This window comes from Enterobacter sp. ECC_219_Taxon_10 (genome assembly GCF_058354905.1).
This window is the reverse complement of sequence record NZ_CM178005.1, coordinates 3,889,404-3,911,317: the sequence shown is the minus strand read 5'-3', so window position 1 is coordinate 3,911,317 and position 21,914 is coordinate 3,889,404. Positions and strand designations below refer to the sequence as shown.

Annotated in this window: 22 protein-coding genes, 3 tRNA genes and 1 pseudogene; 13 read left to right on the top strand and 13 right to left on the bottom strand. The window is 54.8% G+C overall.

Annotated elements, in window-relative coordinates; all coding sequences use genetic code 11:
• Nucleotides 1–27: 27 nt before the first annotated feature.
• The gene (argA, locus tag AC4ICF_RS18530; RefSeq protein ID WP_316380111.1) at nucleotides 28–1,359 is read right to left on the bottom strand and encodes an amino-acid N-acetyltransferase; all 1,332 of its coding nucleotides are present in this window, start codon (nucleotides 1,357–1,359) and stop codon (nucleotides 28–30) included.
• 226 nt (nucleotides 1,360–1,585) lie between these two features.
• On the opposite strand from argA, the gene amiC reads away from it, so the two are divergent.
• A complete protein-coding gene (gene amiC, locus AC4ICF_RS18525; RefSeq protein WP_014885071.1) occupies nucleotides 1,586–2,839 on the top strand; it encodes an N-acetylmuramoyl-L-alanine amidase AmiC in 1,254 nt (417 codons plus the stop codon).
• Between the two features lie 88 nt (nucleotides 2,840–2,927).
• Here the strand turns inward: amiC and AC4ICF_RS18520 are convergent.
• From AC4ICF_RS18520 to AC4ICF_RS18510, 3 genes are all read right to left on the bottom strand, one after another.
• Nucleotides 2,928–3,004: transfer RNA gene (locus tag AC4ICF_RS18520), tRNA-Met, on the bottom strand.
• Between the two features lie 33 nt (nucleotides 3,005–3,037).
• Nucleotides 3,038–3,114: transfer RNA gene (locus AC4ICF_RS18515), tRNA-Met, on the bottom strand.
• A gap of 34 nt (nucleotides 3,115–3,148) precedes the next feature.
• Nucleotides 3,149–3,225, bottom strand: a tRNA-Met gene (locus AC4ICF_RS18510).
• A 209-nt stretch (nucleotides 3,226–3,434) separates the two neighbouring features.
• On the opposite strand from AC4ICF_RS18510, the gene mltA reads away from it, so the two are divergent.
• Both mltA and tcdA read left to right on the top strand, forming a co-directional pair.
• Nucleotides 3,435–4,532, top strand: coding sequence for a murein transglycosylase A (mltA, locus tag AC4ICF_RS18505; RefSeq protein ID WP_316380112.1), 1,098 nt, complete (start codon nucleotides 3,435–3,437; stop codon nucleotides 4,530–4,532).
• A 75-nt stretch (nucleotides 4,533–4,607) separates the two neighbouring features.
• Nucleotides 4,608–5,414 (top strand): tRNA cyclic N6-threonylcarbamoyladenosine(37) synthase TcdA, encoded by an 807-nt coding sequence (gene tcdA / locus AC4ICF_RS18500; protein WP_316380113.1) that lies wholly within the window; start codon nucleotides 4,608–4,610, stop codon nucleotides 5,412–5,414.
• On the opposite strand, the gene csdE is transcribed toward tcdA, so the two are convergent.
• Together csdE and csdA are read right to left on the bottom strand one after the other, a co-directional pair.
• Complete coding sequence (csdE, locus tag AC4ICF_RS18495; protein ID WP_047364461.1) at nucleotides 5,405–5,851, bottom strand: cysteine desulfurase sulfur acceptor subunit CsdE; 447 nt, start codon at nucleotides 5,849–5,851, stop codon at nucleotides 5,405–5,407. The genes tcdA and csdE overlap by 10 nt on opposite strands.
• A complete protein-coding gene (gene csdA / locus AC4ICF_RS18490; RefSeq protein WP_316380114.1) occupies nucleotides 5,851–7,056 on the bottom strand; it encodes a cysteine desulfurase CsdA in 1,206 nt (401 codons plus the stop codon). Before csdA ends, csdE begins: the two co-directional genes overlap by 1 nt.
• Before the next feature lie 192 nt (nucleotides 7,057–7,248).
• Here csdA and AC4ICF_RS18485 point away from each other — a divergent pair, with 192 nt between their 5' ends.
• From AC4ICF_RS18485 to rlmM, 4 genes are all read left to right on the top strand, one after another.
• Nucleotides 7,249–7,476, top strand: a complete 228-nt coding sequence (locus AC4ICF_RS18485) for a YgdI/YgdR family lipoprotein (RefSeq protein ID WP_008499648.1) — start codon at nucleotides 7,249–7,251, stop codon at nucleotides 7,474–7,476.
• Nucleotides 7,477–7,828: 352 nt separating this feature from the next.
• Nucleotides 7,829–8,746, top strand: coding sequence for a glycine cleavage system transcriptional regulator GcvA (gcvA, locus tag AC4ICF_RS18480; protein WP_014885066.1), 918 nt, complete (start codon nucleotides 7,829–7,831; stop codon nucleotides 8,744–8,746).
• A 39-nt stretch (nucleotides 8,747–8,785) separates the two neighbouring features.
• Nucleotides 8,786–9,181 (top strand): DUF423 domain-containing protein, encoded by a 396-nt coding sequence (locus AC4ICF_RS18475; protein WP_028014272.1) that lies wholly within the window; start codon nucleotides 8,786–8,788, stop codon nucleotides 9,179–9,181.
• Nucleotides 9,174–10,274 (top strand): 23S rRNA (cytidine(2498)-2'-O)-methyltransferase RlmM, encoded by a 1,101-nt coding sequence (rlmM, locus tag AC4ICF_RS18470; RefSeq protein WP_028014271.1) that lies wholly within the window; start codon nucleotides 9,174–9,176, stop codon nucleotides 10,272–10,274. The genes AC4ICF_RS18475 and rlmM overlap by 8 nt, the downstream gene beginning before the upstream one ends.
• Nucleotides 10,275–10,412: 138 nt before the next feature.
• On the opposite strand, the gene AC4ICF_RS18465 is transcribed toward rlmM, so the two are convergent.
• The 7 genes and pseudogenes from AC4ICF_RS18465 to queF form a co-directional block, all read right to left on the bottom strand.
• Nucleotides 10,413–10,754: a hypothetical protein gene (locus tag AC4ICF_RS18465; protein ID WP_491466216.1), complete on the bottom strand. Its 342-nt coding sequence runs from the start codon at nucleotides 10,752–10,754 to the stop codon at nucleotides 10,413–10,415.
• A 40-nt stretch (nucleotides 10,755–10,794) separates the two neighbouring features.
• A pseudogene (locus tag AC4ICF_RS18460) lies at nucleotides 10,795–10,998 on the bottom strand (helix-turn-helix domain-containing protein); the annotation flags it as partial.
• A 174-nt stretch (nucleotides 10,999–11,172) separates the two neighbouring features.
• Nucleotides 11,173–11,928 carry a flap endonuclease Xni gene (gene xni / locus AC4ICF_RS18455; RefSeq protein ID WP_116343497.1) on the bottom strand — a complete coding sequence of 252 codons (756 nt, stop codon included), beginning with the start codon at nucleotides 11,926–11,928 and terminating at the stop codon, nucleotides 11,173–11,175.
• Nucleotides 11,929–12,040: 112 nt separating this feature from the next.
• Nucleotides 12,041–13,408 (bottom strand): L-serine ammonia-lyase II, encoded by a 1,368-nt coding sequence (gene sdaB, locus AC4ICF_RS18450; RefSeq protein WP_080330114.1) that lies wholly within the window; start codon nucleotides 13,406–13,408, stop codon nucleotides 12,041–12,043.
• Between the two features lie 65 nt (nucleotides 13,409–13,473).
• Entirely contained in the window at nucleotides 13,474–14,769 is a 1,296-nt protein-coding gene (locus tag AC4ICF_RS18445) for an HAAAP family serine/threonine permease (RefSeq protein WP_028014268.1), read from the bottom strand.
• 515 nt (nucleotides 14,770–15,284) lie between these two features.
• Nucleotides 15,285–16,649, bottom strand: coding sequence for a nucleotide 5'-monophosphate nucleosidase PpnN (ppnN, locus tag AC4ICF_RS18440; protein WP_023309027.1), 1,365 nt, complete (start codon nucleotides 16,647–16,649; stop codon nucleotides 15,285–15,287).
• Between the two features lie 114 nt (nucleotides 16,650–16,763).
• A complete protein-coding gene (gene queF / locus AC4ICF_RS18435) occupies nucleotides 16,764–17,606 on the bottom strand; it encodes an NADPH-dependent 7-cyano-7-deazaguanine reductase QueF (protein WP_116343495.1) in 843 nt (280 codons plus the stop codon).
• 69 nt (nucleotides 17,607–17,675) lie between these two features.
• On the opposite strand from queF, the gene syd reads away from it, so the two are divergent.
• From syd to AC4ICF_RS18405, 6 genes are all read left to right on the top strand, one after another.
• Nucleotides 17,676–18,221: a SecY-interacting protein gene (gene syd, locus AC4ICF_RS18430; RefSeq protein WP_316380116.1), complete on the top strand. Its 546-nt coding sequence runs from the start codon at nucleotides 17,676–17,678 to the stop codon at nucleotides 18,219–18,221.
• A gap of 760 nt (nucleotides 18,222–18,981) precedes the next feature.
• Nucleotides 18,982–19,473 (top strand): Hcp family type VI secretion system effector, encoded by a 492-nt coding sequence (locus AC4ICF_RS18425; protein ID WP_316380117.1) that lies wholly within the window; start codon nucleotides 18,982–18,984, stop codon nucleotides 19,471–19,473.
• An 87-nt stretch (nucleotides 19,474–19,560) separates the two neighbouring features.
• A complete protein-coding gene (locus AC4ICF_RS18420) occupies nucleotides 19,561–20,034 on the top strand; it encodes a putative adhesin (protein ID WP_233003233.1) in 474 nt (157 codons plus the stop codon).
• 83 nt (nucleotides 20,035–20,117) lie between these two features.
• Nucleotides 20,118–20,447, top strand: a complete 330-nt coding sequence (locus tag AC4ICF_RS18415) for a YqcC family protein (RefSeq protein WP_233003234.1) — start codon at nucleotides 20,118–20,120, stop codon at nucleotides 20,445–20,447.
• Nucleotides 20,444–21,220: a tRNA pseudouridine(65) synthase TruC gene (truC, locus tag AC4ICF_RS18410; protein WP_233003235.1), complete on the top strand. Its 777-nt coding sequence runs from the start codon at nucleotides 20,444–20,446 to the stop codon at nucleotides 21,218–21,220. The genes AC4ICF_RS18415 and truC overlap by 4 nt, the downstream gene beginning before the upstream one ends.
• A 24-nt stretch (nucleotides 21,221–21,244) precedes the next feature.
• On the top strand, nucleotides 21,245–21,694 hold the full coding sequence (locus AC4ICF_RS18405) for a flavodoxin (protein WP_163330075.1): 450 nt from the start codon (nucleotides 21,245–21,247) through the stop codon (nucleotides 21,692–21,694).
• Nucleotides 21,695–21,914: the final 220 nt, after the last annotated feature.

Here is a 21,914-nt window from a genome sequence, read left to right as displayed (position 1 = left end):
CCCTCGCCGGACGGTGAGGGCGTCGTATCATCCCAGGTCAGCCATCAGCACTTTTGAACGGCGCTGATAGTTGTACATCTCTTTCTTCGTTTCCGGCAGGGAATCAATATCCACCGGCGTGAACCCGCGCTCCTGGAACCAGTGAATGCTGCGCGTCGTCAGGACGAACAGCTTGCTCAGCCCCATCTGACGCGCCTGTGCCGCCACGCGCTCAAGCAGCATTTCACCGCGTGAAGAGCTGCGGTAATCCGGGTGCACCGCCACGCAGGCCATTTCTCCGATCTTCTCTTCCGGGAACGGGTAGAGCGCGGCGCAGGCGATGGTCAGGTTATCGCGCTGGATAATAGTGAATTTGTCGATCTCCATCTCCAGCTGCTCGCGGGAGCGACGAACCAGGATACCCTGCTGTTCCAGCGGGCGGATCAGCTCCAGAATGCCGCCGATATCGTTGATGGTGGCGCGGCGAATTTGCTCCGCACTCTCCATCACAATCTGGGTGCCAATACCGTCGCGGGAGAACAGCTCCTGCAGCAGGGCGCCGTCTTCCTGATAGCTGATCAGGTGGCTACGGCGCACGCCGCTGCGGCAGGCCTTCACGGCGCCACGCAGGAAGCGGACGGTGCCGGAGTAGTAATCCCCTTCGGCTTCCAGCGCTTCCACGCGGGCCTGGGCTTCGTTAGGGAAGAGTTCCGGCACAATCACCCCTTCATCGTTTACGACGCCCTGGGAAGAGCAAAACCCAATCATTTTTTCCGCCTTCAGCTTGATCGCCAGCTGGGTGGCAATCTCTTCAGACGTCAGGTTAAAGCTTTCGCCAGTTACGGAAACGGCCACCGGCCCCATCAGCACGATGGCACCGCTGTCCAGCTGACGGTGAATGGCCTCTTCATCAATACGACGAATGCGGCCGCTGTGGCAGTAATCCACGCCATCGTCCACGCCGAGCGGCTGAGCGATGATGAAGTTGCCGCTCACGACGTTAATATGCGCGCCCTGTAGCGGCGTGTTGTTCAGGCTCATCGACAGGCGAGCAGTGATATCAAGCTGCAGCAGTCCCGCCGCCTGTTTCACCAGCTCAAGGGTTTTAGCATCCGTGACGCGGGTGTGTTTGTGGTAAATCGGCTCGTGGTGGTGAGCAGCCAGGTTGGCATCGATCTGCGGGCGAGCGCCATAGACCACCACCAGGCGGATCCCGAGGCTGTGCAGCAGGCCGATGTCATTGACGATGCTGGAAAAATTTTCATGCTCAATGGCTTCGCCGCCAAGCATGATGACAAACGTTTTTCCCCGATGGGCGTTGATATAGGGAACAGAATGGCGGAATCCCTGGACCAGTTCGGTTCTACGTTCCTTCACCATGGCACAACCCTTAATGAATGTTTATTCGTAATTTCTGTATTTTTATTCGATTGTGGTCGCGGGTGCAAGTGCAAATTTTCTGCGACCTACAGAAATTAATAAGTAATCCGTGCGTTAGCGTATGATTGTTTACCCTTTTATAGATGACAGTTTATGCGTCATTCGTTAAAGTTTTCGGTCAATCTGCACTTTTGTATATCAGTTTGTTTTCTTGCTCGGGAGAAGCATGTCGGGATCCAATTCAGCAATAAGCCGCCGCCGTTTGTTAAAAGGGGCCGGGGCAATGTGGTTGCTTAGCGTCAGCCAGGTCGGTCTTGCCGCCACGAGTCAGGTGGTTGCGGTGCGCGTCTGGCCGTCGTCGACCTATACTCGTGTGACGGTTGAATCCAATCGCGTGCTGAAATATAAGCAATTTGCCCTCAGCAACCCGGAACGTGTGGTGGTGGATCTCGAAGGCGTTAACCTCAACTCCGTGCTGAAAGGCATGGCGGCGCAGATCCGCGGTGACGATCCGTTTATTAAATCGGCGCGCGTCGGGCAGTTTGATCCGCAAACCGTGCGCATGGTGTTTGAACTGAAGCAGAACGTTAAGCCGCAGCTGTTTGCCCTGGCGCCCGTTGCGACGTTTAAAGAGCGCCTGGTGATGGATCTCTACCCGGCGAATGCGACGGATATTCAGGATCCGCTTCTCGCCCTGCTGGAGGACTACAACAAAGGCGATCTTCAGCGTCAGGTGCCCCCTGCCCAAAGCGGCCCGCAGCCGGGGAAAGCAGGGCGCGATCGTCCGATTGTAATCATGCTCGATCCCGGCCACGGCGGCGAAGACTCCGGTGCGGTGGGGAAATACCATACGCGTGAAAAAGACGTGGTGCTGCAAATTGCCCGTCGGCTGAAGGCGTTAATTGATAAAGAGGGCAATATGCGCGCCTACATGACGCGCAATGAGGATGTCTTTATTCCGCTGAAGGTTAGGGTGGCGAAAGCGCAGAAGCAGCGGGCCGATTTGTTCGTGTCGATCCATGCGGACGCCTTTACCAGCCGCCAGCCGAGCGGCTCGTCGGTGTTTGCGCTCTCAACCAAAGGCGCGACCAGTACCGCAGCAAGATATCTTGCGGATACCCAGAACGCCTCGGACCTGATCGGTGGCGTGAGCAAAAGCGGCGACCGCTACGTCGACCACACCATGTTCGACATGGTGCAGTCCCTGACCATTAACGACAGCCTGAAGTTTGGTAAAGCGGTGCTGGGCAAGCTGGGGAACATCAATAAGCTGCACAAAAACAGCGTTGAGCAGGCCGGGTTCGCGGTGCTGAAGGCACCGGATATCCCGTCCATTCTGGTGGAAACCGCGTTTATCAGTAACGTTGAAGAAGAGCGTAAGCTCAAGACGGCAAAGTTCCAGCAGGAGGTGGCGGAGTCGATTCTGGCGGGGATACGGGCGTATTTCTCAGACGGGGCGACGCTGGCGCGGCGCGGGTAGGTTTTTAGCCGGGTGAAATGCCCGGCAAATTCACAAACGGCAGATACAAAAAAACACCCTTAAGGGTGTTTATTGTTTTTAGAAGTGTTGGTTGCGGGGGCCGGATTTGAACCGACGACCTTCGGGTTATGAGCCCGACGAGCTACCAGGCTGCTCCACCCCGCGGCACCGTACTTCTTATCTTTTCTAAAATTTGATTGGTTGCGGGGGCCGGATTTGAACCGACGACCTTCGGGTTATGAGCCCGACGAGCTACCAGGCTGCTCCACCCCGCGTCACCGTACTGCTTATACTTCATCAAATTTTAATTGGTTGCGGGGGCCGGATTTGAACCGACGACCTTCGGGTTATGAGCCCGACGAGCTACCAGGCTGCTCCACCCCGCGTCCGTGGAAGCGCACTATACTCGGATAGGTTTGTGATGCAACCCCTTTTTCACATAAATCATTAACTTTGTATGTAAATTGAACGGCATTGCGTCATTTGGACTATTTTTTGCTCAGAATTTGCCAAAGGGCATGCGATCGCATTTCATTCGCTTTGTCGGTTTGTTATCTTCATCACGCGGAAATGGGCAACTTAAAGACGAGATATAATGAAAGGACGTTGGGCGAAGTATCTAATGGCGGGCGCAATGGTGGTGATTCTTGCGGCCTGTTCTTCCAAACCGACCGATCGCGGTCAGCAGTATAAAGACGGGAAGTTATCCCAGCCTTTCTCTTTAGTTAATCAGCCTGATGCTGTTGGCGCGCCGATCAACGCCGGTGATTTCTCCGAGCAGGTCTACCAGATCCGCAACGCGTCGCCGCGTCTGTATAGCTCACAGAACAATGTTTATAGCGCGGTACAGGACTGGCTGAAGGCGGGCGGCGATACGCGCAACATGCGCCAGTTTGGTATTGATGCCTGGCAGATGGAAGGGGCGGATAACTACGGCAACGTCCAGTTCACCGGCTATTACACGCCCGTGATTCAGGCGCGACACACGCGCCAGGGCGAGTTCCAGTACCCTATCTACCGTATGCCGCCAAAACGCGGCCGTCTGCCGTCCCGCGCCGAAATCTACGCCGGTGCGCTGAGTGAAAACTACGTCCTGGCCTACAGCAACTCCCTGATGGATAACTTCATCATGGACGTGCAGGGCAGCGGCTACATTGATTTTGGCGACGGTTCGCCGCTCAACTTCTTCAGCTATGCCGGGAAAAACGGCCATGCCTACCGCAGCATCGGTAAGGTCCTCATCGACCGCGGCGAAGTGAAGAAAGAAGATATGTCGATGCAGGCGATCCGCGAGTGGGGCGAAAAGCACAGTGAAGCCGAGGTGCGTGAGCTTCTTGAGCAGAACCCGTCGTTCGTCTTCTTTAAACCGCAAAACTTTGCCCCGGTGAAAGGCGCCAGCGCGGTACCGCTGATTGGCCGTGCCTCGGTGGCATCGGATCGTTCTATCATTCCTGCGGGTACCACGCTGCTGGCGGAAGTCCCTCTGCTCGACAACAACGGCAAGTTCAACGGCAAGTATGAGCTGCGTCTGATGGTAGCCCTGGATGTGGGCGGAGCGATTAAGGGCCAGCACTTTGATATCTATCAGGGGATTGGCCCAGACGCAGGCCATCGCGCGGGCTGGTATAACCACTACGGGCGCGTATGGGTGCTGAAGGCGGCGCCGGGCACCGGAAACGTATTCAGCGGCTGATTGTGGTATTCTGAGCGCAATACGGATTATTGTTCAGGGTGAGGATAACCTCACCCTTTTTACATCTGAGGTTTTATGTCTGTGGTAATCAGCGATGCCTGGCGCCAGCGTTTTGGCGGCACGGCACGTCTCTATGGTGAAAAAGCCCTGCAGCTGTTTGCGGATGCGCACGTCTGCGTTGTGGGCATTGGCGGTGTCGGTTCCTGGGCGGTGGAAGCGCTGGCGAGAACCGGGATTGGCGCGATCACGCTGATTGATATGGATGACGTTTGTGTGACCAACACTAACCGCCAAATCCACGCCCTGCGCGATAACGTCGGCCTGGCGAAGTCCGAGGTGATGGCGGAGCGCATCCGTTTGATCAACCCGGAGTGCCGCGTGACGGTGATTGACGACTTTGTGACGGCAGATAACGTCGCGGAGTATATGAGCAAAGGCTACAGCTACGTGATTGACGCTATCGACAGCGTGCGGCCAAAAGCGGCGCTGATCGCTTACTGCCGTCGTTACAAGGTGCCGCTGGTCACGACGGGCGGCGCGGGTGGGCAAATCGATCCCACGCAGATTCAGGTGGCCGATCTGGCGAAAACTATTCAGGATCCGCTGGCAGCCAAGCTGCGTGAACGCCTGAAGAGCGACTTCAACGTGGTGAAGAACAGCAAGGGCAAGCTGGGCGTCGACTGCGTATTCTCCACCGAAGCGCTGGTCTACCCGCAGGCGGATGGTTCAGTCTGTGCAATGAAAAGCACGGCGGAAGGGCCAAAACGCATGGACTGCGCTTCAGGCTTTGGGGCGGCCACCATGGTAACCGCCTCCTTTGGCTTTGTGGCGGTCTCTCACGCACTGAAGAAGATGATGGCGAAGGCGGAACGTCAGGCCTGAGCCTGACGGGCTGCGTCCAGCACTGCATCGCTGAGCGCGATTAGACCCTGACCGCGCGAGGCGCTCAGCTGCGCGCGCAGCCCCAGCTCGTCGAACAGCGCCAGCGGTGAATGCGTTAACAATTCCGCCGCGCTTTTCCCCTCTATGGCGGTTAACAACACCGCCAGCAGCCCGCGTACGATGCGTCCTTCGCTGTCGCCAAAGAAATGCAGCTTCTCACCGGAGACGCTCACGCCCAGCCAGACGCGGTTTTCACAGCCTGCGATCTCTTTCGCCTGCGCTTTGAGATCGTCTGAAAGGGCAGGGAGCTGTTTACCCAGCAGGATCAGCTGTCGATATTTATCTTCCCACTGCTGGAGCGGGGCGAAGGTCTGTTTTAAGGTCTCTTCTGTGATGACCGTGCCAAACGGATGTCCGGCTAAAGCAGCGCTAGTCATTAATCCACCAGTATTTCAAGGGCGCGGTCAACGGCGGCAACCAGCGCGTCGACATCGCTTTGAGTGTTATATGGCGCAAACGAGGCGCGCAGCGTACCGTTAACGCCGAGCGCCGCCAGCAGCGGCTGGGCGCAGTGTTGTCCGGCGCGCAGGGCAATGCCGTACCCGGCCAGCAGCGTCACCATGTCGCTATGATGCACGCCAGCAAAATCAAAGGCGAGCAGGCTGGAGTCCTGAACGCGGAACGAGCGGAAACCCGGGCGTTTTTTCAACTCTTCTTCGGCAAGAGTGGCAAGGCCCCGGCTCCAGCTTTCAGCCTGTACAATGTCTGTTTCAGCCAGCCACTCCAGCGCCGCGCTTAAGCCAATGACGCCCGCCACGTTCGGCGTACCGGCTTCCAGACGATAGGGGACATCCTGCGTTTTGAAGCCATCGAACGACACTTCGGTAATCATTTTGCCGCCACCGAGCCACGGCGTCATTTTTGCCAGCAGTTCCGGCTTACCGTACAGCGCGCCAATCCCGGTTGGCCCGTAGAGCTTATGTCCTGAGAAGGCATAGAAGTCGATATCCAGCGCCTGCACATCAGCAGGGAAATGGACCACGCCCTGAGCGCCGTCGACCATCACCACCACGCCGCTGGCATGGGCAATCTCAATGGCGCGAGCCAGATCCGGACAGCCACCGGTAACGTTGGACATCTGCCCCAGCGCCAGGATACGGCTGCGGGGGGTAATCAGCTCGGGGAGACGGGCCACCTCTGGCAGCAAGTCTGCACCTAACGGGAGCTTTACAACGCGCGCCCCCGTTTGCTCCGCCACCATCAGCCACGGCACCAGGTTAGCGTGGTGTTCCGCCTCGCTGACGATGATCTCATCGCCCGGCTGAAGCAGCGGGCGGGCATAACACTGGGCCACCATATTGATGGCTTCGGTCGTGCCGCGCGTCCAGACGATATTTTTCCCGCTTTCGGCATTGAGCAGGCGAGCGACCTGGTCCCGTGCGGCTTCGTAGCGCGCGGTCAGTCGCTGCGCTTCGGTAAACTGGCTGCGATGCACGTTCCCGGCGCTCAGGCTGTAGAACTGCTGCGTGGCCTCGATCACCGCCTGAGGCTTCAGGGCCGTGGCGGCGCTATCAAGGTAAATACCGGCATCGGCCAGCGCCGAAAACTGTGCGCGAAACTGCGCAGGACTGAAAGCGTTCATGGAATTCCTCGTGTCGATAGAGAGATCGTCGCGCAATTTCAGCGGCAGAGCAAGGAGGTTGATATCTATCAGAATTGTCTGCTTATCCTTACGACCTCAAAAAAGCAGGTTATGCTAAATAGTGTTAGGCGGATGTTTTAGCCTGTTATAAATCGAGGTTTGAATAGCATTAATTGCTAAAGGAGAATAATCATGAATAAGACAGCTGCAATCATTTCTGCCTGTGCGTTTACTTTTGCCCTGAGCGCCTGTTCCGGTAACAATTACGTGATGCACACCAACGATGGTCGTTCTATCGTTTCGGAAGGGAAACCGACTACTGATAACGATACCGGGATGATTTCGTATAAAGATGCTAACGGGAACAAGCAGCAGATCAACCGCACGGACGTGAAAGAGATGAAAGAGATCGAGCACTAACCACCGATCGCAGGCGAAAAAAAAGCACCGCAAATTGGCGGTGCTACATTAATCACTATGGACAGACAGGGTAAATGTACAGGAAGTGAAAAATTGGTAGCGTTGCTACCGTGGTCTGAATCGCAGACCAATTGCAAACACAACAACACAACATCACAACCGTAAGCCAAAAGCCCTTCAGAACACGCATTCCGAAAAAAGCTCTTCGTTCCGGCTCAGGAAGTGCCGCCACTATAGGTATTTGCTGGTAGTTCCTCAACGGACAAATTATAATGGCTCAGATAAAAAAAACTAATAGGTTAAACGTTGTTTCCTGTTTGTTAAATTCCGTTAACATCTAAGCCAGATAACCATGTCAAAGCGATTGCCACCCCTTAACGCATTACGGGTTTTTGATGCAGCAGCACGTCACCTGAGCTTCACCCGTGCGGCAGATGAGCTTTTTGTGACACAGGCCGCAGTAAGTCACCAAATCAAGTCTCTGGAGGATTTCCTGGGCCTTAAGCTGTTCCGCCGACGCAATCGTTCATTGCTGTTGACTGAAGAGGGGCAGAGCTATTTTCAGGATATAAAAGAGATTTTTTCCCAGCTAACGGAAGCCACGCGTAAGCTGCAGGCCCGCAGTGCAAAAGGTGCCCTGACTGTTAGTTTATTGCCCAGTTTTGCCATTCAGTGGCTGGTGCCAAGGCTCTCAAGCTTTAACTCAGCTTATCCGGGGATCGACGTTCGAATCCAGGCGGTGGATCGTCAGGAAGACAAGCTGGCCGATGATGTGGATGTCGCCATTTTTTATGGTCGCGGTAACTGGCCGGGCTTGCGTGTTGAGAAATTATACGCAGAATATCTGCTGCCGGTCTGTTCGCCTCTGCTTTTAACGGGCGATAAAGCGCTGAAAACACCCGCTGACCTTGCGCAGCATACGCTTTTACATGATGCCTCTCGCCGCGACTGGCAAACTTATACCCGTCAATTAGGTCTTAGTCATATAAACGTGCAGCAGGGCCCCATTTTTAGCCACAGTGCGATGGTGCTACAGGCTGCCATTCACGGACAGGGCGTGGCGTTGGCGAATAACGTCATGGCGCAGTCCGAAATTGAGGCAGGCCGTCTGGTTTGCCCTTTTAATGATGTACTGGTCAGCAAGAATGCGTTTTATCTGGTTTGTCATGACAGTCAGGCAGAACTGGGTAAAATAGCCGCCTTCCGGCAGTGGATACTGGCGAAAGCGGCAAGCGAGCAAGAAAAATTCCGCTTCAGGTATGAACAATAACGTTTGTGTGCCGGGCACGCATCAATTCAGGACTTAAACATGACCAGCCGATTCATGCTGATTTTTGCCGCGGTGAGTGGCTTTATTTTTGTTGCACTGGGCGCCTTTGGCGCGCACGTATTGAGCAAGTCTTTGGGCGCCGTCGAGATGGGCTGGATCCAGACCGGCCTTGAATACCAGGCGTTCCATACGCTGGCTATTTTTGGGCTGGCGGTGGCGATGCAGCGCCGGATCAGCATCTGGTTTTACTGGAGTAGCGTATTTATGGCGCTGGGTACCGTGCTGTTCAGCGGCAGCCTTTACTGTCTGGCACTCTCGCATTTGCGCCTCTGGGCGTTTGTTACACCTGTCGGCGGCGTCAGCTTCCTGGCGGGATGGGTATTAATGTTTATCGGAGCTATCCGTCTGAAACGCAAGGGCGTTGTTCATGAATAAGGTTGTTTTATATTGTCGCCCGGGGTTTGAGAAAGAGTGCGCCGCGGAAATTACCGATAAAGCGGCGAAGCGTGAAGTCTTCGGTTTTGCCCGCGTCAAAGAGAATGCGGGTTATGTGGTATTCGAATGTTATCAGCCTGAAGACGCCGACAAGCTGGCGCGCGAGCTGCCGTTCAGCTCGCTGATCTTCGCCCGCCAGATGTTCGTCGCGGGTGAGCTGCTGAAAGACCTTCCGCCAGAAGATCGCATCACGCCGATTGTGGGCATGCTGCAGGGCGTGGTGGAGAAGGGCGGCGACCTGCGCGTTGAGGTTGCCGATACCAACGAAAGCAAAGAGCTGATGAAGTTTTGCCGTAAGTTCACCGTGCCGCTGCGCGCTGCGCTGCGTGACGCGGGCATACTGACGAACTACGAAACGCCGAAGCGTCCGGTTGTGCATATCTTCTTTATCGCACCGGGCTGCTGCTATGCGGGCTATTCGTACACCAATAACAATTCGCCATTCTTTATGGGCATCCCGCGTCTGAAGTTCCCGGCAGATGCGCCGAGCCGTTCAACCCTGAAGCTGGAAGAGGCGTTTCACGTCTTTATCCCGGCAGATGAGTGGGACGAGCGTCTGGCAAACGGCATGTATGCCGTCGACCTTGGCGCGTGCCCGGGCGGCTGGACCTATCAGCTGGTGAAACGCAACATGTGGGTGTCGTCTGTGGATAACGGCCCGATGGCGCAAAGCCTGATGGATACCGGGCAGGTGACCTGGCTGCGTGAGGACGGTTTCCGCTATCGCCCAACCCGCAACAACATCTCCTGGATGGTGTGCGACATGGTGGAGAAGCCGGCGAAAGTTGCCGCGCTGATGGCCTCCTGGCTGGTGAACGGCTGGTGCCGTGAGACCATTTTCAACCTCAAGCTGCCGATGAAAAAGCGCTACGAGGAGGTATCCCAGAACCTGGCCTATATTCAGGCACAGCTGGATGAGCACGGTATTAACGTGGAGATCCAGGCGCGTCAGTTGTACCACGACCGTGAAGAGGTGACGGTGCACATTCGTCGCTGGTGGGCGGCTGTAGGCGGACGTCGCGACGAGCGATAATTCAATGTTTCCCCTCACCCTAACCCTCTCCCCGGAGGGGAGAGGGGATTGCTCGGTGCTGTCTTTTCACCCTCGCCCCTTTGGGTGTACAGTCCGGGGACATGGTAGACAGGTGGTCGGGGACATGGTGAACACTTTTTAACATCCTTTACCCATGGTGATCGACTTTTTCTTCAGGTCGATCACCCCCACTTTCGTGCTGTACCACCACACTTCATAGCAGCCGTCCTCCTGCGTCTCCTTCAGCCCGACCCGTTCTCCCCTGAACGCCTTGCCTGCGCTCAGACTTACCCCTTTCATGCTCAGCTTTCCGCTGACATCCACTTTCCTGACTATCACGCCCTCGTCATATTCCGGGGGCGTTGTGTTGCCGCTGAACTGCCGCGCTGACGGCTGATACCGCGAGCCCGGTACCGCCATATCCAGCGCCGTCCAGGTGCCGGTGGTGTCGCCCCACGGTGAGCGGATGGCAGCGGCCACCGCCAAAGAGAAAGTGGCCTTTAAAATCCATCTGCCAGAGGCGGTTCGGGGAATGGTGCGGTATGCGCGGGCGGTCCTGAAGGCCGGCGGCACCTTCCAGAGCCCAGCGGCGAAGCCACTTGTAGCCGGTGGCAGGTGAAATGCCAAAGCGACGGCAGAGGGAACGGATGTTCGCCCCGTTCTGCGAGGCGAACAAAACAAACCCGGTACGTAATGACATGGTATCTCTCGCATCCCAGGGCATAAGCGACTCCATAAACGGGTTCTTATGCCTCAGTTGTAAGTGTCTACCATGTCCCCGAACAAGTGTTCACTATGTCCCCGGACCGTACACCCCGGAGGGGAGAGGGGATTGCTCGGTGCTGTCTTTTCACCCTCGCCCCTTTGGGGAGAGGGCCGGGGTGAGGGGGGCCGGCTATTACCGCTCTAACCTTAACTGCTGCAAATTCCCGTCCAGCTGTAAATCCGTTCGTAACGTCGCTACATCCCGGCAGATAAACGCCATCTCTTTATGCGCTTCCAGCTTCTTGCGCCATTTTTCCGGCACGTCATCCAGACGAGAGTAAATTCCTTCCAGGCTCTGAAAGTCCGTCAGCAGCTGGGCGGCGCTCTTCGGCCCTATGCCTGCAACCCCCGGCACCTTTGAGCTGCTTATCCCCGCCAGCCCCCAGTAGTCAGGCAATTGCTCTGGCGAAACGCCAAACTCGCTGGCAATGAAGGGGGCATCGAGCCAGCGTTTCTGGAAATAATCGCGAATGCGGATCGTGGGTGAAAGGAGCTGGCAGTAGCCTTTGTCGGTTGAAACGATCGTCGCCTGGTGTCCTGCGCTGGCCACCTTTACCGCAAGCGTCGCGGCCAGATCGTCAGCTTCATTGCCGTGTGCGCCCCAGCAGGGGACGCCGCGCTGCTCAAAGGCGGCACGCAAGGCGGGCATTTCGGCATGCAGATCGTCCGGCATTGGCGCGCGTCCGGCCTTGTAGTCGGGCAGGCGCTGATGTCGCCAGCCGCTGTTGCGCGCTTCGTCATCAAACACGGCCACGACATGCGTCGGTTCGCTGTGGCGAATGAGCTGCTCCAGCGCGTGCAGGCAGGTGTCCTTGCAGGGCGTGCCTTGTACCGCATGGATCCGGCGAATCAGATTGAGCGCGTCGACGATAAGCAAATGAACAGCCACAGATATTCTCCCTTAAATCTAATGGGTAAAGGGTATCACTGTCGGCAGGATGAAACGAATAGCGTGAGGAAAAACAGGAAGAAGCCTCGCAAAACGAGGCTTCCGGAGAGGCTTAATCGCAGGTCACGATCTTCATCGCCAGGCCGCCGCGAGAGGTTTCGCGGTATTTGGCGTTCATATCTTTACCGGTTTCGTACATGGTTTCGATAACTTTATCGAGACATACGCGCGGTTCGCTGGTGCGGCGCAGCGCCATACGCGCCGCGTTCACCGCCTTGACGGAGGCGATCGCGTTTCGCTCGATGCACGGAACCTGTACCTGTCCGGCAACCGGGTCACAGGTCAGCCCAAGGTTATGTTCCATGCCGATTTCCGCAGCGATGCACACCTGCGCCGGGCTTGCGCCCAACAGCTCCGCCAGACCTGCCGCCGCCATGGAGCACGCCACGCCGACTTCACCCTGACAGCCTACTTCCGCACCGGAAATGGAGGCGTTCATTTTATACAGCGAACCAATCGCGCTGGCGACCAGCAGGTAGCGCGCCAGGGAGTTGGCGTTCACTTCACGGATAAACTTGTCGTAGTACGCCAGCACGGCCGGAACGATACCGCAGGCACCGTTGGTTGGCGCAGTGACCACGCGGCCCCCTGCGGCGTTCTCTTCGTTCACTGCCAGCGCGAACATGTTGATCCAGTCGACGACGGCCATCGGGTCCGTTGTCGTTTTGTCGGTGCTCACCAGCATACGGCGCAGCGCCGCCGCACGACGCGGTACGCGAAGCTTGCCCGGCAGCACGCCTTCGGTGGTGATCCCGCGCTCAATGCCGCCGCGCATCACTTCCCAGACGCTAGCGAAGTGCTGTTCCAGCTCTTCTTTGCTGTGAAGGGCCAGCTCGTTTTTCATCATCAGACCGGAGAGGGAAAGACCCGTCTCCTGGCAGTGGCGCTGGAGGTCCGCCGCGGTTTTGTACGGATACGGCACCTCAACAGAAGAGGTACTGGTTTGACCAAAGTGGTCTTCGTCGACGATAAAGCCACCGCCGATGGAGTAATACGTCTGGCTGTAAACCGCTTTGTCGCCAGCCAGCGCGGTAATGCGCATGCCGTTTTCGTGCAGCGACAGGTTGTCCGCATGGAAATTCATGCAGTGGTCAACCGGGAATTCAACCTCATGCTCACCGTTTGCCAGCAGCAAACGACCGTGGGTGTTCACGTCCTGGATGAAGCCAGGGATCGCGTCAATATCAACGGTATCCGGCAGATTTCCCGCCAGGCCCATGATAATGGCGATATCGGTATGGTGGCCTTTCCCGGTCAGGGAAAGCGAGCCGTACACATCGACAACCACGCGGGTGATGTCGTGCAGAATGCCGCGTGCAATCAAGTCATCCGTGAACTGCTTACCGGCTTTCATTGGTCCGACGGTGTGAGAGCTGGAAGGACCAATACCGATTTTGAAAATATCGAATACGCTAATCATGATGCGTCCATTGCTTTCAGTCAGAGGGGGAGGAGTGCGCCGCCCGAAGGCGGCGCGGGCGTTCATCAGAACATGGTGTACAGGGAGTAGAAGATCGCAGAGATAGCGATAAGGCCCATGATAACCACAAACACGTTGCTGACCTGGCCGCTGTACTTGCGCATGGCAGGCACTTTCTGAATTGCGTACATCGGCATCAGGAACAGAATCATCGCGATAACCGGGCCACCCAGGGTTTCAATCATGCCCAGGATGCTTGGGTTCAGCGTTGCTACCGCCCAGGTGGTGAGCAGCATGAACAGTGCAGTGATTTTGTTCAGCTTGTTGATTTCAATGCTCTTGCCTTTACCGCGCAGAGATTTAATCACCATACCGTTGAAGCCTTCACGTGCGCCCAGGTAGTGGCCCAGGAAGGATTTGGTGATGGCGATCATCGCGATGATCGGTGCCATCCACGCAATCAGCGGTGCGTTAAAGTGGTTCGCCAGGTAAGACAGAATAGAGATGTTCTGCTCTTTCGCTGCCGCCAGGTCCGCCGGGGAGAGGCTCAGTACGCAGCTGAAGACGAAGAACATCACGGTCAGCACCATCATCACGTGAGCGCGGGCCAGAATGCTGGAGCACTTCTTCTCTGCACCATTACCGTACTCTTCGCGTTTCGCCACGGCGAAAGAGGAGATGATTGGGGAGTGGTTGAAGGAGAAGACCATTACCGGGATCGCCAGCCACAGGGTCATCAGCAGGCCGTTACCGGTCGCAGACGCGCTGCTCAGGGACAGGGTTTCCAGCGCTGCACCGTTCCACTGTGGGATCAGGTAGCAGGCCAGCAGCATCAGCGCAGCCACAAACGGGAAGACCAGCACGCTCATGGCCTTAACAATCATCTGCTCGCCGAAGCGCACGATGGTCATCATGCCCACGATCAGGATCAGAGACAGAATGGCACGCGGTGGCGGCGTCATGTGCAGCTGGTGCGTCATGAAGCTTTCAACGGTGTTGGTGATTGCCACGCTGTAAACCAGCAGGATTGGGTAAATCGCGAAGAAGTAGAGCAGGGTAATCAGTTTACCTGCGCCAACGCCAAAGTGTTCTTCAACCACTTCGGTGATGTCTTCGCCCGGGTTTTTACCGGACAGCACGAAGCGGGTCAGACCGCGGTGTGCGAAGTAGGTCATCGGGAAGGCGATGATGGCCATAATGATCAGCGGAATCAGACCGCCGACGCCTGCGTTGATAGGAAGGAACAGTACACCAGCGCCGATTGCCGTGCCGTAAAGGCCAAGCATCCACATGGTATCCGTTTTGCGCCAACCACTTCGGGATTCAATCGAAGCAACGGTGCTGGTTTGAGTGGTTTCCATCTGTATCTCCTGGAGGAAGCAAATTGTCAGGTTTTTAGTCAAATCCGATGAAAAAGTGCCTGACGGTAATATGAAATTCGTTCAGTGACGGTTTTTTAATAATTTTCGCCCGTAACTATTGGCGGGCGGAAAGATACATTCTCGTTATGAATCTATCAGTGATCGCGATCCCAAATGCAATAATCCACTTATGATGTGGGCATCTTTAGACCATTTATCTGTTAAAAAAACATCAAAGAGAATTTACGCGCGCGAAGGCTACCACCAACGACATGTAAGCTAAAAGAGCGGCCCGCTAGATAGGTGTCTTTCGCTGTAAAGAAATGTCTTTATAGGATTTTCTGGCAAGTAATTTGGATTAAGGCTGATAAATTACGGTTGTTAAATGGAGGTAATCGTTTGCGTTCACCGTAAGTTTGTTAAATCTATACGTGAAACCTATGAATTGATTCGGTAATAAAAAAAGCCGGGACCCGCTACAGGGTGCCCCGGCTTTACGAAGAAGACGCTGAGCGTTACGTGCAGATTTCGTAGCACGGAATGTAGGCTGAACCCGGCAACTTCATACGGTGTTGAGCCACAAAGCCCTGCAGCATGTCATCCATACGGCGCATCATCTCCGGGTCGCCGTGGATCTTGTACGGACCATACTGCTCAATCGCGCGGATGCCCATCTCCTTCACGTTCCCCGCCACAATCCCGGAGAAGGCGCGACGCAGGTCGGCGGCCAGCACTTCCACCGGCTGGTCCGGATAGAGTTTCAGGTTCGCCATATTTTCATGGGTAGGCTCGAACGGGATCTGAAGGTCTGGTGCAATACGGATTGACCAGTTAAAGCTGTACGCATCACCGGTATCACGACGATTCTCTTTCACCAGCGGCATCGCTTTTTTCATCTGACGCGCCACTTCCGCCGCGTCATCAATGATGATGCGATAGTGGCGACGCGCGGCTTCGCCCAGCGTATGCACGATAAACTCGTCCAGCACGCGGAAGTAGTCGGCGCTCTCTTTTGGCCCGGTCAGGATCAGCGGCAGAACCTGATCTTTGTTGGCCGGGTTCATCAGAATCCCCAGCAGATAGAGCAGCTCTTCCGCCGTTCCCACGCCGCCCGGGAAGATGATAATCCCGTGAGCGATACGGACAAACGCCTCAAGGCGCTTCTCGATATCCGGCATGATAATCAGCTCATTGACCAGCGGGTTCGGCGGCTCGGCGGCAATGATTGACGGCTCAGTCATGCCGATAAACCGTCCTTCTTTGTAACGCTGCTGCGCATGACCCACCGCTGCACCTTTCATTGGTGCTTCCATCGCACCCGGACCACAGCCGGTACAGATATTCAGCTCGCGCAGGCCAAGCTGCGTTCCGACCCGGCGGGCATAGAGATATTCGGTTTCGTTAATCGAGTGGCCGCCCCAGCAGACGACCATGTTCGGTGCTTCGCCAACGTGCAGGGCGCGGGCGTTGCGCAGAATAGAGAACACCAGGTTGGTGATATGGACCGAGCTTTCCAGGTCGAGATGCTGGAAGCGGCCTGCATTGTGGATCTGCCCGTTAACAAACAGGATATCGCGCAGCACCGCAAACAGGTTAGCCTGAAGGGAACGAATGATACGCCCGTCGACAAAGGCCTCTTCCGGCGGGTTGATGACTTCAAGCTTCACGCCGCGCTCGCGGCGCAGCACGTTAATATCAAAGCTTTCGAAGCGGGACAGCAGTTCTTTACTGTTATCTGTCAGGCTTCCGGAGTTCAGTACGGCAAGTGAACAGTTACGAAACAGTTGATAAAGATCGCTGCTGGCCGTGCGTTTAAGCATGTCCACTTCCAGCTGCGACAACATATCCATTGAGCCAAGCGGGCTAATATGTGTAATCAAGTGAGCTCCTTATGGGACGATTATCGTCATTCCCTTTGATTACAATAGCCCTGGCGCGTGACGTTTCACAACACTTCGGCGGAATACCGCCCGCATATTGTGAAAATATTTATATTATTGACGTACCAGCCGACCCGTTGCCGGCACAAAATCGGTGTTGGTGCGCCACGGGTTAATGTCCAGCCCGCCACGGCGGGTATAGCGCGCGTAGACGCTCAGCTTTTCCGGCTGGCAGAAACGCTGAATATCGTTAAAAATGCGCTCCACGCACTGCTCGTGGAATTCGTTGTGATTGCGGAACGACACCAGATAGCGCAGCAGCTTTTCCCGGTCAATTTTCGGCCCGCGGTACTGGATCTGCACCGAACCCCAGTCCGGCTGGTGGGTAATCAGGCAGTTAGACTTTAGCAGATGGCTGACCAGCGTCTCTTCAACCACTTTTCCGCTCGCCGCGTTTTCGAGGTAATCTGCGCTGAAATCATAATTCTCCACCTCGATGTCCTGCTCGTCGATGCAGGTCCCGTGGAAGTGGGCAATCGGCTGCCCCTCCAGCTCGTGCAGGCGGTACAGTGACACGCTCACCTTTCCCTGTGCGCAGGCGGTTAAATCGCGTTCCAGCGTCTGCTGAACATCATCCCAGCTGTTAAATTTGGTCTGGTTAAAGCTGTTGAGATAGAGCTTAAAGCTTTTGGATTCCACCAGGTTCTGGCTGGCGTAATCCAGCTCAACGTGGCCGACCGCCACCTGAGGCAGACCGCGCGCGTTAAGCCACGAGAGTTCGTACAGCGTCCAGATATCGCCGCCGACAAACGGCAATGCGTCCGCATGCAGTCCAAGGGGATCGCGGTTCAGGCTGCGCGGCACACCCTGCAGCAGGCCTGCATCGTAGGTATCGCGGTAATCGGTCGATTTACCCAGCGTTAAGCCGGTTAACGCCTGATGATTTTCGTAAGACATGTTTCATAGCCACTTTACAGGTACACTTATGGGCAGAGTTTATCCTGTCTTACAAGAAGAGAGAAATCGGTGGACATCGAAACCGCAAATGCCCTTACTACCTTCACGACCCGCTATTGCGATGCATGGCATGAAAAGCACGGAACATGGCCGCAAAGCGCTGATTTATATGGCGTGCCGTCGCCGTGCATTATCTCTTCGCAGGATGACAACGTTATCTGGCAACCGAAGCCCAATACCGCTGAGCAAAATGTAAATGCGGTTGAACGGGCTATGGACCTTGTGGTACAACCAGCGGTTCATGCATTTTATGCCACGCAGTTTGCAGGGGATATGCCCGCGCGCTTTGGTGATTTGACGCTGACGCTGTTGCAGACCTGGAGCGAAGACGATCTGCAGCGTGTTCAGGAAAACCTGATTGGTCATCTGGTCACGCAAAAACGCCTTAAGCTTTCTCCGACGCTCTTTATTGCCACGCTGGACAGCGAACTGGATGTGATATCCGTCTGCAACCTGTCCGGGGAAGTGATTAAAGAGGCCATCGGTACCCGCAATCGCGAAACTCTCGCCCCCTCTCTTGCGGATTTCCTTACCCAGCTTGAGCCACTTCTGTAATCCATGATGCTACGGCGCGTGTGAGAGATCTCTTACAAGGTTTGTAAGAGATCGCTGGATCGTTCAGTATTGCCTTATTTAATTCAGAATAATATCACTCTGTTTTTCAAAGAATTAGTTGTTCATCGCATCTTTTTTAGGGATTTCTTACGGCTTACAGTGCTGCAAGGGTGGGTTGTAAGACGAAGCGGAATAGCGGATTCTATCTCCGTCGACAGGACGCCGACACGAGAAACGAACATCAGGATGATGGCGTTTCTTACTCAGGACACGTCAGGATGGCGCTGCAGGAAGGCTTCAGGATGAAGTAAAGGGATAACGCAGGACGCGTAAGGGACACCTCCAGGAAGGAGAACGAGAACCGAACAGGATGGTCGGTGGGTCAGGAAGGCCAGGACGTTTCAGGATGAAACAAGCGTGTCAGGAAGATGCGGGCAGGATGCGAAAGGTATAAGGATGACCAGGCCTTCGGGCATCAGGAAAAGTTGTCACGGAAGAGCAGGGAGCACGAATTGTAGCTGGAATGCTGCGAAACGAACCGGGAGCACTGTTTTTACAGTGCTCCCTTTTTTATCACCTGAAGAAATAACCTCCGCTAATTATCTTCATACAAAGTCACTCCTCCGATGATTAAATTTATTCTGAGATCACCGCGCCATTCTTAAATTTTATTGTGCTGCCATTTTTGTCTCTTTATTATCGATTTTGATTTTAAGTCTTATCTATAAACTTCATGCATTATTCTATTCTGGAGAAGAAAATGGCAATTCCTGCTTATTTATGGCTGAAGGATGATGGCGGCGCGGATATAAAAGGGTCAGTCGACGTTGTTAATCGTGAGGGGAGTATTGAAGTATTAAGTTTTTCTCATGGTCTGGATATTCCTGTGAGTGGCAATGATGGTAAAATTACAGGAACACGAATTCATAATGCAATGACGATTGGCAAAGAGTTTGACCGCTCCTCGGCTTATCTCTATAAGGCTGCTGCAACAGGGCAGGCGTTGAAATCTGCTGAGCTTAAGTGGTACAGAATCAACGATGCGGGGATGGAAGAAGAGTACTTCAACATCTTTGTTGAGAATGTCAAAATCGTATCTATTCATCCTTTGATGAACAATTGCAAAGACCCAGCCACTTCACATATTAACCATATGGAATTTATTAGTCTGAGATATGATACGATCACCTGGAAGACTTGTGATGGAAATATAATGTTCACGGATTCATGGAATGACAGGCGAACCGCGTAATAAAATTGGTTTTGAAAGCTTATATACTATCAGCTTAAAAACTCATTCCTGTCAATTTAGGGGGCAAACTTCCCTTAAGGTCATTTTATGCCTGTCTACAAGTATAAAAATGTTATTATTTCAAGTGCCTCTTCTAGCGCCAGACAGGCAGTGTTGATCTGTCATGGCGGCCATACTCCTGCTCGAAACAGACTCATGACGGGATCGGGAGAGGTAATGGTGCCACATGGATTGAATGTTGGCTTTAACACGACTGAAGATAACTTTTCTATTGGGCCAAGGGTACTGCATTTTTTGCAAGGTTATGATTATTCGCCTGTTGAGATCGTGCGCGGAGGTGAAATCATAAAAAATTACTCGCTCAGCTGTGATGAAAAATATGCGGAACTCAATCCTACGTTAGATAAAGATGTGATTACGATATCTGATAAAGGGAAGGCACATATGTCAGATGTCTTTGAGGCGATTCGTATCCACTCTCTCATGTATACTACCCTCTACAGTTTTGCCTGCCGGGTCAACAAGCTGACTTACACCGGGGCAATCCAGGTAAGACGCTAAACTTAATGAACAAACGTTCAGCGAAGCTGGGGACTCCAGTCCCATCCAGCCTTGCTGGACGTCATTATCATTCCTGAGAGATTATGGAACAGAGTAATAAAATACGTCTTCAACTTCACGCCATCGAAGCCCTTTTGCGCCAACATCAGCTGTGGCAGGAGACTGCGCCGCAGCCGGAAGCGTTCGCCAGTACCCAGCCATTCTGCCTGGATACGCTGGCCCCGTTCGAGTGGCTCCAGTGGGTATTAATTCCGAGAATGCACGCGCTGCTGGAAGGCGGCCACCCGCTGCCGCAGGCGTTTGCTGTTTCTCCCTATTATGAAATGGCGCTTGAGGCTACGCACCCTGCTCGGGCTGTCATGCTGGCTGAGCTGGAAAAACTGGACGCCCTGTTTGCCGGTGATGAGGCATGACGCTGGAAATCCTCTATCAGGATGAGTGGCTGGTAGCGGTGAACAAACCATCTGGCTGGCTGGTGCACCGCAGCTGGCTCGATCGCGACGAGAAAGTGGTGGTGATGCAGACCGTGCGCGACCAGATTGGTCAGCATGTTTTTACCGCCCATCGTCTCGACAGGCCCACTTCCGGCGTGCTGCTGATGGGGCTTTCCAGCGAGGCGGGCCGCCTGCTGGCACAGCAGTTCGAGCAGCATCAGATCCAGAAGCGCTACCATGCGATCGTCCGTGGCTGGCTGACCGAATCCGCCACGCTCGACTATCCGCTGGTGGAGGAACTGGACAAAATCGCCGATAAATTTGCCCGGGATGACAAAGGTCCGCAGCCCGCAGTGACGGATTATCGCGGCATGGCGATCGCGGAAATGCCGGTGGCAACAAGCAAGTTTCCCACTACACGCTACAGCCTGGTTGAGCTTTTGCCCAAAACCGGACGCAAGCACCAGCTTCGTCGCCACCTTGCGCACCTGCGCCACCCGATAATTGGCGATAGCAAGCACGGCGATCTGCGCCAGAACCGCAGCGCGGCAGAGCATTTTGGCTGTAATCGTTTAATGCTGCACGCCAGCGAGCTTAGCCTGACTCACCCGTTTACCGGCGAACCATTGATCATCCGTGCGGGGCTGGACGACGTCTGGATGCAGGCGCTGTCACAGTTTGGCTGGCGGGGGCAACTCCCCGAAAATGAAAGGGTTGAGTTTGTATCAGGCAACGTTCAGGATGAACGGTAAGCGCAATAATCATGGGAGCAAAGCATGGCTGAAGTAGGCATTTTTGTCGGCACGATGTACGGCAACTCGCTGCTGGTAGCGGAAGAGGCTGAGGCGATTTTGACAAGCCGGGGCCATAAAGCCACGGTCTATGAAGATCCAGAGCTGGCGGACTGGGAAAAGTATAAAGATAAATACATTCTGGTGGTGACCTCCACCACCGGGCAGGGCGATCTGCCGGACAGCATCGTGCCGCTTTTCCAGGGTATTAAAGACCAGCTTGGCTACCAGCCTGACGTTCACTACGGCATCATTGCCCTGGGTGATAGCTCCTACGCCAACTTCTGCGGCGGCGGTAAGCAGTTCGATGCGCTTCTTCAGGAACAGAGCGCTAAGCGCGTCGGCGAGATGCTGCTGATCGATGCCGGTGAGCATCCTGAACCCGAAAGCGAGTCGAACCCGTGGGTTGAACACTGGGCAACGCTCCTTAAATAGTTTCGTAAGCCGGGTAAGGCGTAGCCGCCACCCGGCAATACACTCCACACCAAACGCCAATTCCGTGAACCACCTTCCACTCACCTGGGCTTATGCCATAAACAACCTCTCACATGCCCTTTAATACTGTGTTTTTGCACGGTGAGAGGACGCGTCACTCCTTCATATACTTTTCCGGTCACGATAAAACGGCTTCATGCCGAACTAAAACGACAAAACT